The sequence below is a fragment of the Alcanivorax sp. genome, assembly GCF_040119285.1.
In the GTDB taxonomy this organism is placed as follows: Bacteria; Pseudomonadota; Gammaproteobacteria; order Pseudomonadales; family Alcanivoracaceae; genus Alcanivorax.
Genome location: NZ_JBEDTY010000021.1, coordinates 34,745 through 45,169, shown reverse-complemented (window position 1 = coordinate 45,169; position 10,425 = coordinate 34,745). Strand labels below are relative to the sequence as shown.

The window sequence follows — 10,425 nt, the reverse complement described above, 5'->3', positions numbered from 1 at the left end:
TATCGAACAAAGACTGTTGAAGAGACACAAAAAATCCGGCTTCCAGTGAATGAAAGCCGGATTTTCCAAGGCCCTGCTTTAGACCGCAATGCTTAAGTGAACAGCATTACGCCTTGTGCGGGCTTTTTTGTGGGTGGAATTTCCTCAGTCGTCTGAGGGAGATTCCGTTTGTTGCGCCTTGGCAGCGGCTTCCTGAGCAGCGAGCTGCTCACGGCGGCGTTGGCGCGGGTCGTTGCTGGCCCGGCCCTGTTCCGCGGCAGCAGGCTTGGCTTCTGCTTTGACGGCTTTCACTTCGGTGGCACGGCTGGGTAGTTCATTGCTGGCCGGTGCCGGTTTGGGCTTTTCTTCTACCTTAGGCGCCGGAGCGGGCGCGGTAGGTTTGTAGCCTGGAGAGCGCGGGTCATTGCTGGCACGGCTTGGTGCTGCCGGCTCGGTGGCAGGTGTATCCTGTTTGGCCGCGATCGGTTTCTCCTCCGACTTATTTTCTTCAGCTGACTTGTTGGCCGCAGCTGGAGTTTGGGTCGGTGCGGCTGTTGCCGGTTGAGCGGCTACCGGAGCGGCGTTGGTGGTTGCCGCTTGCTGTGGCGCAGAGGGCGCCGGCTTGTCGTCAGTGCCGGCCGCTTTGGGGGCATCAGCCTTGGGCTGTTGAGGCGTGCTGTCGGCGGTCGGTTTTTCTTGCGCTGGAGCAGCTGCAGCAGTGTCGCTGGTTACCGGCTGAGCGCTGGGCGCTTTGTCATCATCGGCTTTTGGCGCGGCGGGGGCCTTGGTGACGGGGGCTTGTTCAGCAGCGGGTTGTTGCGGCTTGGCCGGAGCAGTGGTTTGTTCCTGCTTCGGTTCAGCTGCGGCTTGGGGCTTGTTGGCAACGGGCGGTGACTCGTTCACCGATGCAGTCTTGTCTGTCGCTGCCTTTTTGGCGGTATCGTCGCGCTTCGCTTGCGCAGAAGGCTCCTGCGCGGGTACCAGCTTGGTAGGCGGGTGACCTTCGTCATCCACAGGTGCCGGCTGTTCGTTGCGTGGCGGCTTGGGGGCCGCGGTGCGTTGAGCTTTGGCCGGTTGAGCTACGCCACCATCGCTGTTGCTAGCTTTGTTGGGGCGCTGTCGCTCACGCAGGGGACGGTCGTCCTTGGCATCGGTGCGGCGGGGGGCTTTCGGCCCCTTGTCGCTGCTTTTGTTTTCGACACCGTCAGCGGCGTTATCCTGTTTACGGGTACGCGGCTTGCCGGCGTCGCTTACCTTGTTATCAGGCTTGTTGTCGTTACGGTTACCGTTTCGGTTGTCACTGCGACCTTCGCCACGGCTGTCGTTGTTGCGATTGTTACGACGGTTGTCATTGCGACCACGGCGCTCGTTACGGTTGCCGTCATCCTTGGTATCGCCTCGGCCATCGTTGCGGTTGTCGGCAGAGCGATTGTCCGCTTGGCGGTTATCATTCTTGCGACCGCTATCTTTGTCGTTTTGACGCTTGTTGCGGGTGTTGCGATTGTCGTTATCACCGGCTTTGCCGCCGTCACGCTTGTTGCGGTTGTCGTTCTTAGCGCGGTTATCGCTGTTATTACTGTCGTTGCGGTTGCTGCCGCCACGGCCACGATTGTTTTGTTGCTGGCGAGGCTTGTTGTCGCCTTTGCGTTGGGGGGCTTCTTTCTTCGCCTTGGCTGGTTTGGGTTCGGCGGTGAAGACTTGAGCCAGCCAAGAGAATAGGCGGGCAAGTAATCCCAGATTTTGCACCTGCGCAGTCGGGGCAGCGACGACTGGTTTGGGCGGCGGCGGGGCAGTATCCGGTGCCATTAGTTTGACGGCCGGCTCTTGGGTTTTAATTTCGGTGTCTTGAGCGGAGGCAATATCTGCATCCTGGGTGCCTTCCAGCAGATCCATCTCATGGCTAAGCTGGGTGGACGTTTGGTCATCTCGGATGCGCTCCACTTCAAAGTGGGGCGTGTCCAGGTTCTGGTTGGGGATAATGACCACGCGCACTTTGTGGTTCTTCTCAATGGCGCGTAGCGGATCACGCTTTTCATTGAGTAGGTAGGTGGCCACGGCTACCGGTACTTGGGCTTGGATTTCGCCAGTGCGCTCTTTCATCACCTCTTCTTCGATAAGACGAAGGATGCTCAGCGCCAGGGATTTCACATCACGGATGTGGCCTTGGCCATCACAGCGCGGACAAACGATACTGGACGTTTCACCCAGGCTCGGGCGCAGGCGCTGACGGGACAGCTCCAATAAACCAAACCGGGAGATGCGGCCCAGCTGGATGCGGGCACGGTCTGCTTCCAGGGCATCGCGCATGCGGTTTTCCACGTCGCGCTGGTTGCGTGCCGGGCCCATATCGATGAAATCCACCACGATCAGGCCGCCAATATCACGCAGGCGCAGTTGGCGGGCAATTTCTTCCGCTGCTTCAAGGTTGGTCTGCAGAGCGGTTTCTTCGATGTCCGCGCCTTTGGTGGCGCGGGAGGAGTTGATGTCGATGGACACCAAGGCCTCTGTCGGGTCGATCACGATTGAGCCACCGGAAGGCAGCTTCACTTCTCGCTCAAAGGCGGTCTCGATTTGAGACTCAATCTGGAAACGGGAGAACAGCGGGGTCTCGTCGTCGTACAGTTTGATTTTGTGCTGGAAGTCCTGCATTACCTGCTGAACGAAACCTTGGGCTTCATCATAAACTTTCTTGGAATCGATCAGGACTTCGCCGATATCCTTGCGCAAGTAGTCACGAATGGCGCGGATGATAACGTTGGATTCCTGATAGATCAGGAAAGGTGCCTTGCGATCCTGGGAGGCATCGTCGATGGAGGTCCACAGTTTCAGTAGGTAGTTCAGGTCCCACTGTAACTCCTCAGCACTGCGGCCCAGCCCGGCGGTGCGCACGATAACGCCCATTTCGTCGGGGATGGTTAATGCGCCGAGAGCTTCTTTCAGCTGTGCGCGCTCTTCCCCTTCGATACGGCGGGAAATGCCGCCGGCGCGAGGGTTATTGGGCATTAGCACCAGATAGCGGCCAGCCAGGCTGATAAAGGTGGTGAGGGCGGCGCCTTTGTTGCCCCGCTCTTCTTTGGCCACCTGCACAATGACTTCTTGGCCTTCCTTGATGACTTCCTTGATGTTAATGCGGCCCTGGATGTCCTTGGGGTCTTTTTGGAAGTATTGGCGGGAAATTTCCTTGAGGGGAAGAAAGCCATGGCGTTCGGCGCCAAAATCCACAAAGGCTGCTTCCAGAGAGGGTTCTACACGGGTGATCTTGCCTTTATAAATGTTGGCTTTTTTCTGTTCCCGCGTGCGGTGTTCGATATCCAGGTCATACAGACGTTGTCCGTCGACCAGTGCCACCCGTACTTCTTCAGGGTGAGTGGCGTTAATAAGCATACGTTTCATGGTGTTACCACAAGTTTGTGGTGGCATGAGGCAGGGCCGGGTGTAACCGGTAGCAGACCAGGGGGAGTGCTATTGCAGGCATGTCACGGGTCGGGCGCACGCTGAGCGTGTGAATCGCTTTCCTTGGTGATCGTATTGCCTGAGTTAGCGGCTCTCCGAGTTGTGTGCAATGTTTAGTGCGTAATCATGCTGGCAGTTGGCCAGTCTGTAATGCTTCACGCGATTGCCGTGGTTATCATCACACAGCAATGTGTAAACTCTTGTCTGTCTGTTTTCCAGGTCGTTTGACCAGCGCTGCAGGCCACCATCGTTAATGTTCAGGGCCCGTTTTCGGGCGCTGTAAATGGGTCTTCTGCAGCGTAAGCCCAGCTCCGTGTCGGGTATTTCCCGTGTGGAAGGTGGGCCTGACGCTTTTTCTGCGACCGTGTGGCGGGCTCTGTCTTCATCGGCTGTAGCCGGAGAGGGCCGAACGGCGAATGTTCGCTGCGCGTCACCGTTGCCTATTTCAGGTCGACGCTTGACTATAGCAATAAAAGGTCAGTGGGATCAATCGGATAGATTGCTGGTATCGTTTGGTCAGATGCAGACATTTCCTCCGATCGCGCTTAGAATCGCGCCATGTCAGAAGATACCCCCGCAGCGAACCGGGTGACGTTTGTCACCATTGATGAAGGCCGGCACGGTCAGCGCCTGGATAATTTCCTGTTTACCCACCTTAAAGGTGTGCCCAAGTCTCGGGTTTACCGGATTATCCGGGCCGGAGAGGTGCGGGTTAACAAGGGGCGAGCCAAGCAGACCACCCGGCTGTGTACTGGCGATGTGGTGCGTGTTCCGCCCATTCGCACCAGTGAGTCCACCGCACCCGCGGCGGTGAGTGAGGGCTTGGCTGAGCGCCTGCGCCGGGCCTGTGTCTATGAAGATGATCAGTTATTTGTCTTCAATAAACCTGCGGGCTTGGCGGTGCATGGAGGCAGTGGCGTCAGTCTGGGCTTGATTGAAGCGTTGCGGGTGATGTACCCGCAAGAACGGGAGCTGGAGCTGGTGCACCGGTTGGACCGCGATACCAGTGGTTTGATCATGGTGGCCCGTCGACGCTCGTTCCTGCGTAAACTGCAGCGCTTGATGCAGGGCGGCCAGATTGAAAAACGTTACTGGCTTCTCTGCCAAGGATTTAAGGGCAAGGAGCGCACGCTGGATGCGCCCCTATTGAAAATGATGAATGGCAATGAGCGTATCGTTAGAGTGTCCCGTGAGGGCAAACCCTCTGTGACGCATTTTCGTCTCCTTGAGCGGTTTGCCCAGGCGCAGCTGGTGGAAGCTACCCTGGAAACTGGCCGCACCCACCAAATTAGGGTGCATAGTCAGTTTGGGGGCTTTGCATTGCTGGGTGATGGCAAGTACGGCATCGCTAAAGGGGAGGCGTTGTTGGCTGAAATTGGCCGCCGCCGGCTCTGCTTGCATGCCCGGACTCTGGTTTTTGTGCACCCGAATACGGGTAAAAGGCTGACGGTTACCGCGCCGCTGGATGATGACTACGAGGCCATTTTGACTGCCCTGAGGAGCAAACCATGAGTGTTGTTCGCCCCTACGACCTGGTGATTTTTGATTGGGATGGCACAGTGATGGATTCCACGGGGCGCATTGTCAGCTGCATGCAGCTGGCAGCGGTGGACATGACGTTGCCGTCATTGGCTGATTCGGTAGTTTGCAGCATTATTGGCTTAGGGTTACCGGAAGCCATCGCCACACTCTATCCCCAGCTGGATGATGCTGGCGTTGTGGCCATGCGTGATCGTTATGCGTTTCATTTTATTGCCGCTGAGCAGACACCCAGTGCCCTTTATCCGGCTGCTGAGCAGGTTTTGATTCACCTGCGTGAGCAGGGTCTTAAGCTGGCAGTGGCAACCGGAAAGAGTCGCATGGGGCTGCAGAGGGTGTGGGGCAATACCGGTCTGGAACGTTATTTTGACGCTTCCCGATGTGCCGACGAAAGCCATTCCAAGCCGCACCCGGCCATGGTGCTGGAACTGCTGGAGGCGATGGCGGTGCCTGCTGAGCGGGCCGTGGTGGTGGGTGATACCACCTATGATCTGGAGATGGCCCGTGCTGCGAGGGTAGACCGCATCGGGGTGAGTTATGGTGCGCATCCGGTTGAGCGGTTGCTTCCATGCGAGCCCTTGGCCGTGATCGATCGTTTGGACCATTTGTTGCCGCTAGTGGGGTTGGCGGCGTCTGAATTTGTAATGGAGAGTGTATGAGTATGAATAATCAGCCGTCTTCTCAGCCCCCTCAGAATGAGCGGGAATGGAAGCTGATAGAGAAATTGCTGGGCCAGGCTCAAGATGAGCAGCGTAAATCCCGCCGTTGGGGTATTTTCTTCAAAGCCCTGACCTTTGTGTATCTGTTTACCTTGTTGGTGATAGTGATTCCGGGCAAAACCGGTTCTGCTGTCACCATGGCGGAAGCCCATGTGGGGATCGTAGATGTGAACGGCGTGATTGCGCCGGATCAGGAGGCCAGTGCGGACTTGATCGTCACCGGCTTAACGAGAGCCTTTGAAGCGGAAAACACCACCGCCGTTCTGTTGAAGATCAACAGCCCGGGTGGCTCACCAGTACAATCTAACCAGGTGTACAACGCCATCAAGCGGCTGCGGGCTGAATACCCGGAAAAGAAACTGTATGCGGCGATTACCGATGTGGGCGCCTCTGGGGCGTACTTTATCGCCTCCGCTGCAGATGAAATCTATGCGGACCCGGCCAGCATCGTAGGTTCCATCGGCGTGATCATGGCTGGCTTTGGGCTGGAGCAGGCGGCCGACAAACTGGGTGTAGAGCGCCGAGTGTTTACCGCTGGCGAAAACAAGGACTTGATGGATCCTTTTTCACCGGTGCAGCCGGCCCATCGCAAGCACGTACAAACCATGCTGGATGATATTCATCAGCAGTTTATTGCGGCGGTGAAGAAGGGGCGCGGCAATAGGTTGAAAGTTGATGGCCATCCGGAATTGTTCTCCGGCTTGTTCTGGACTGGCGAACGGGCTGTGGATTTGGGCCTGATTGATGGCCTAATGAGTCCGGGGCAAGTGGTTCGCGAAGTGGTGGGCCAGGAGGAGATGCTCAACTACAGCGCCAGCCGCTCTCCTATGGAAGAGTTTATTCGCCGTTTTGGGGTTTCCATTGGCGAAGGCGTGGCTGCGCAGCTGGGGCTGAGTGCATCGCCGGTGATTCGTTAATCATAATAGCGAGAAACGAGAAGAGACGCGTTCCGAACCCGGAGGGCGTTCGGTTCTCGCCCCTTTCCTTTATAGGGGCAGCTGGACGCCTTCTGCAGCCAGAAATTCGGTTAATATAATTAAAGGCAGGCCTACCAGTGTATTCGGGTCGCGTCCTTCCAGGGCTTTGAACAGCACAATGCCGAGGCCCTCGGATTTGAAGCTGCCAGCACAATTCAGGGGCTGTTCGAGCTCCACGTAGCGTTCAATCTGCGCCGGTTTTAAGGTGCGGAACTGCACATGGAAAGGGTCACAGACCACTTGGCTACGGCCAGTGGCGGTATTGAGCAGGCACAAACCCGTCAGGAAGCTGACCCGCTGGCCGCTGGCGGCGCTGAGTTGACGAATAGCCGTGTCGCGGTCCCCGGGTTTGCCCAGTACTTGATTACCTATAACGGCAACTTGGTCGGAGCCGATAATCAGCGTGTTCGGGTGCTGGTCTGCGAGGGTCAGCGCTTTTTCCCTAGCCAGGCGCATGACCAAGGCGGTAGGGCTTTCATCCTCATGCCGGGATTCGTCGATATCCGGGCTCTGGTGGATAAAATCCAGTTTCAGCTTGTCTAATAGTTGGCGCCGAAACGGCGATGAAGAGGCGAGTAACAGGGTGGGTGTCTGGTCAGTCATGGGGGTCTCCGCGCTTTGCGGGGGCAAGTGTAAGGATTATTTTTTCATGACGCACGAAAAACCCTGTTGACTCAGGTGTTTAGTGCCTCACATTAACTTTGACAGCGGGGCCTCACGGCCCTAGAATTGCGCGCTTATGTTTTCAGGGCAACTGCCACAGTTCCTCGATCCTCGCAAATATGCGGATCAAGGTCGCATCGTTGAAGGCCAGCTTACCGTTGGAGACCTGCCACGCCTGCAGGAATACCGCGATAGTTTGGACCAGCCAGTAGCAATATCGCTGGCGTTCGATCGTGATGATGAGGGGCATCGGCGTATCGAGGGCGAGGTTAGCACCGTATTGGTGCTGCCATGTCAGCGCTGCCTGGAGCCCGTGAGTTATTCCATCACTGCCCATATTGATGTGGCGTTGGTTTGGAATGAGGATCAGGCCAAGGCATTGCCGGAGCGATTGGACCCTTGGTTGGTTGGCGAAGAACGCATGGTTCTTACCGACCTAATCGAAGAGGAGCTGTTGCTGGCTATGCCTCTGGTGGCTCTGCATGACCCTTGCCCGACAGCTTTACCGCAGGACAGCGGTGAACCTGAGAAACACGAAAACGCGGATAATCCTTTTGCCGTGCTGGCCAAATTAAAAGGTCAAGGCAAGTAAATTCAGGCTGAATAAACGCCCGAGGAGCTCGAAATGGCTGTTCAAAAGAACCGTAAAACCCGTTCCAAGCGCGGTATGCGCCGCTCTCATGATGCACTGACCGCCCCTGCGCTGACTGAAGATAGCAACACTGGTGAAGTGCACCGTCGTCACCACATCTCTCCGGATGGCATGTACCGTGGCCGTCAGGTGATCAGTCAGGGTGACGCTGACGACGAATAAGTTGTATGAAAACGGGAGCTACGGCTCCCGTTTTTCTGTGCTCGGCTTGGTCTTGTGCTGTTTCTGTTCAGTCATGGCCTGGCTTTCGTGGCGCGCTGAAATCCTCCTCCGGGAGGATTTTTTGTAAATGGATTCATGATTGAAGGCGGGGAACATGTCACCGCCGAACGATTTTTGTCAGAATGCCTCCAAATTTGAATATAAGGAAGCAGCCCATGCCGGTTGTGACACTAGCAGTGGATGCCATGGGAGGCGATCACGGTTTGTCCGTAACAGTGCCCGCCGTGGCAGCGATGCTGTCTCGCCATGAAAACATGCACATTATCTTGGTTGGCCAACCTGAACCGTTAGCCGATGCTATGTCCCAGGCCGGTATTGCGAACCACCCGCACATTACCGTTCAGGCGGCCTCGGAGGTGGTGGCAATGGATGATCCCGTCGCCGTTGCTCTGCGGCAAAAGAAGGACTCGTCCATGCGTGTGGCCATCAATATGGTCAAGGAAGGGCGTGCCCAGGCAGCGGTCAGCGCCGGTAATACCGGTGCCTTGATGGCGGTGAGCCGTTTTGTGTTGAAAACCCTTCCAGGGATTGATCGCCCCGCTATTTGTACGGCGATTCCCACGGCCAATGGCCATTGTCACATGCTCGATCTCGGCGCCAATGTGGATTCAGAGCCCGCCCATCTGCTGCAGTTTGCCTTGATGGGGCAGGCGGTAGTGCGTGCTGTTGATGGGGTGGAGCATCCTCGTGTGGCGTTACTGAACATTGGTGAAGAAGACATCAAAGGTAACGAACAGATCAAAGAAGCGGCGAGGCTGCTGCGTGAAACCCAAGATCTCAACTATGTGGGCTTCGTGGAAGGTAATGGCATCTTTTCAGGCGAGGCCGATGTGGTGGTCTGTGATGGTTTTGTTGGTAATGTCTCGCTGAAAACCATGGAAGGTGTGGCCAAAATGATTGGCAACATGTTGCGCCAAGAAATCAAACAGTCCTGGCTGCGCAAACTAAGCGGCTTGTTTGCGTTGCCGGTGTTGATTGGGCTCAAAAAGCGCATGGACCCGGATCACTACAATGGCGCCAGCCTTGTTGGCCTGCGTGGCGTGGTGGTGAAGAGCCACGGTGGTACCAGCAAGGAAGGTTTTGCCTGTGCGCTGGAAGTGGCTCAGCTGGAGGCGCGCCGTAACGTACCGTCCTTGATTAGTGATGCACTGGGTCAGCCCGGCACTCACTAAATTATGCATCGGGGCTGGCTGGCCCCGAATGTCTATTCATACTTTGTTTCAGGCCTGATCGGACAGCGAAAGCGAAAGCCGGCATACTGCGGCCTGCCTATTTTCAAGGGGATGTTGCATGTCCAAGACAGCCTTTATTTTTCCTGGTCAGGGTTCCCAGAGTCTGGGAATGCTCAGTGAGTTCGCCGAACGTCCGGCGGTGAAGCAGACCTTTCAGGAAGCCTCTGGCGCGCTGGATCAGGACCTCTGGGCGTTAGCCCAAGAAGGGCCAAAAGAAGCGCTCAATCAGACAGAAATCACTCAGCCTTTGCTGCTGACCGCAGGCGTTGCCCTGTGGCGCTTATGGGAACAGAGCGGTGGCCCAAGGCCGAATGTGTTGGCAGGGCATAGCCTGGGTGAGTACACGGCGCTGAGTTGCGCCGGGGTCATTAATCTGGGTGATGCCGTGCGGCTGGTGCGTACTCGTGGCCAGTTGATGCAGCAGGCCGTTGGCCAGGGCGAAGGCAGCATGGCTGCCATTCTCGGGTTGGATGATGATCAGGTTCGCAACGCTTGTGAGCAGGCAGCTCAGGGCGGCGTTGTTGAGGCTGTCAATTTTAATGCACCAGGACAGGTGGTTATTGCTGGTTCAGCGGATGCGGTTGAGCGGGCTATTGCAGCCTGTAAAGAGGTTGGTGCGAAACGTGCCATGGCGATTCCGGTCAGTGTGCCGTCCCATTGTGCGTTGATGAAACCCGCGGCTGAGCAGCTTGCCGATACCTTGAGTGATACCCGTTTTCACGCGGCGGAAATGCCGGTAATAAACAATGTGGATGTGGCCATGGAAACGGATCCGGAGAAAATTCGTGATGCGTTGATTCGCCAACTTTATTCACCGGTGCGCTGGGTGGAAACCATTCAGGCACTGAAAGAGCAGGGTGTCGGTCATCTTTATGAGTGTGGCCCGGGCAAGGTTTTGTGTGGTTTGGTGAAACGCATTGACCGGGAATTGGCCGCCCGTCCGCTGGAAACAGAGGCAGCTTTCACGGCTGCTCTGCAAGGAGAATAAG

General features: G+C 56.6%; 9 protein-coding genes. 7 read left to right on the top strand and 2 right to left on the bottom strand.

Annotated elements, in window-relative coordinates; translation table 11 throughout:
- Positions 1-144 precede the first annotated feature (144 nt).
- On the bottom strand, positions 145-3,372 hold the full coding sequence (rne, locus tag ABNH10_RS05910) for a ribonuclease E (RefSeq protein WP_349385074.1): 3,228 nt from the start codon (positions 3,370-3,372) through the stop codon (positions 145-147).
- 618 nt (positions 3,373-3,990) lie between these two features.
- On the opposite strand from rne, the gene ABNH10_RS05905 reads away from it, so the two are divergent.
- From ABNH10_RS05905 to sppA, 3 genes are read left to right on the top strand one after another with little or no spacing between them, the layout of a single operon-like run.
- Positions 3,991-4,944, top strand: coding sequence for an RluA family pseudouridine synthase (locus ABNH10_RS05905; protein ID WP_349385073.1), 954 nt, complete (start codon positions 3,991-3,993; stop codon positions 4,942-4,944).
- On the top strand, positions 4,941-5,630 hold the full coding sequence (locus tag ABNH10_RS05900; protein WP_349385072.1) for an HAD-IA family hydrolase: 690 nt from the start codon (positions 4,941-4,943) through the stop codon (positions 5,628-5,630). The genes ABNH10_RS05905 and ABNH10_RS05900 overlap by 4 nt, the downstream gene beginning before the upstream one ends.
- Positions 5,627-6,607 (top strand): signal peptide peptidase SppA, encoded by a 981-nt coding sequence (sppA, locus tag ABNH10_RS05895; RefSeq protein WP_349385071.1) that lies wholly within the window; start codon positions 5,627-5,629, stop codon positions 6,605-6,607. Before ABNH10_RS05900 ends, sppA begins: the two co-directional genes overlap by 4 nt.
- Positions 6,608-6,676: 69 nt before the next feature.
- On the opposite strand, the gene ABNH10_RS05890 is transcribed toward sppA, so the two are convergent.
- Positions 6,677-7,270 (bottom strand): Maf family protein, encoded by a 594-nt coding sequence (locus tag ABNH10_RS05890; RefSeq protein ID WP_349385070.1) that lies wholly within the window; start codon positions 7,268-7,270, stop codon positions 6,677-6,679.
- A 136-nt stretch (positions 7,271-7,406) separates the two neighbouring features.
- Here ABNH10_RS05890 and ABNH10_RS05885 point away from each other — a divergent pair, with 136 nt between their 5' ends.
- The 4 genes from ABNH10_RS05885 (at position 7,407) to fabD (ending at position 10,424) form a co-directional block, all read left to right on the top strand.
- Entirely contained in the window at positions 7,407-7,922 is a 516-nt protein-coding gene (locus ABNH10_RS05885; RefSeq protein ID WP_349385069.1) for a YceD family protein, read from the top strand.
- 33 nt (positions 7,923-7,955) lie between these two features.
- On the top strand, positions 7,956-8,144 hold the full coding sequence (gene rpmF / locus ABNH10_RS05880) for a 50S ribosomal protein L32 (protein ID WP_349385068.1): 189 nt from the start codon (positions 7,956-7,958) through the stop codon (positions 8,142-8,144).
- 215 nt (positions 8,145-8,359) lie between these two features.
- Complete coding sequence (gene plsX, locus ABNH10_RS05875; protein WP_349385067.1) at positions 8,360-9,376, top strand: phosphate acyltransferase PlsX; 1,017 nt, start codon at positions 8,360-8,362, stop codon at positions 9,374-9,376.
- A gap of 118 nt (positions 9,377-9,494) precedes the next feature.
- Entirely contained in the window at positions 9,495-10,424 is a 930-nt protein-coding gene (gene fabD / locus ABNH10_RS05870; RefSeq protein ID WP_349385066.1) for an ACP S-malonyltransferase, read from the top strand.
- Position 10,425 lies beyond the last annotated feature (1 nt).

What these genes read in the sequence shown, in the direction of transcription:
- sppA (WP_349385071.1), top strand. Translation starts at nt 5,627, where the DNA reads ATGAGTATGAATAATCAGCCGTCTTCTCAGCCCCCTCAGAATGAGCGG.
- ABNH10_RS05905 (WP_349385073.1), top strand. Translation starts at nt 3,991, where the DNA reads ATGTCAGAAGATACCCCCGCAGCGAACCGGGTGACGTTTGTCACCATT.
- rpmF (WP_349385068.1), top strand. Translation starts at nt 7,956, where the DNA reads ATGGCTGTTCAAAAGAACCGTAAAACCCGTTCCAAGCGCGGTATGCGC.
- plsX (WP_349385067.1), top strand. Translation starts at nt 8,360, where the DNA reads ATGCCGGTTGTGACACTAGCAGTGGATGCCATGGGAGGCGATCACGGT.
- fabD (WP_349385066.1), top strand. Translation starts at nt 9,495, where the DNA reads ATGTCCAAGACAGCCTTTATTTTTCCTGGTCAGGGTTCCCAGAGTCTG.
- ABNH10_RS05885 (WP_349385069.1), top strand. Translation starts at nt 7,407, where the DNA reads ATGTTTTCAGGGCAACTGCCACAGTTCCTCGATCCTCGCAAATATGCG.
- ABNH10_RS05900 (WP_349385072.1), top strand. Translation starts at nt 4,941, where the DNA reads ATGAGTGTTGTTCGCCCCTACGACCTGGTGATTTTTGATTGGGATGGC.
- ABNH10_RS05890 (WP_349385070.1), bottom strand. Translation starts at nt 7,270, where the DNA reads ATGACTGACCAGACACCCACCCTGTTACTCGCCTCTTCATCGCCGTTT.
- rne (WP_349385074.1), bottom strand. Translation starts at nt 3,372, where the DNA reads ATGAAACGTATGCTTATTAACGCCACTCACCCTGAAGAAGTACGGGTG.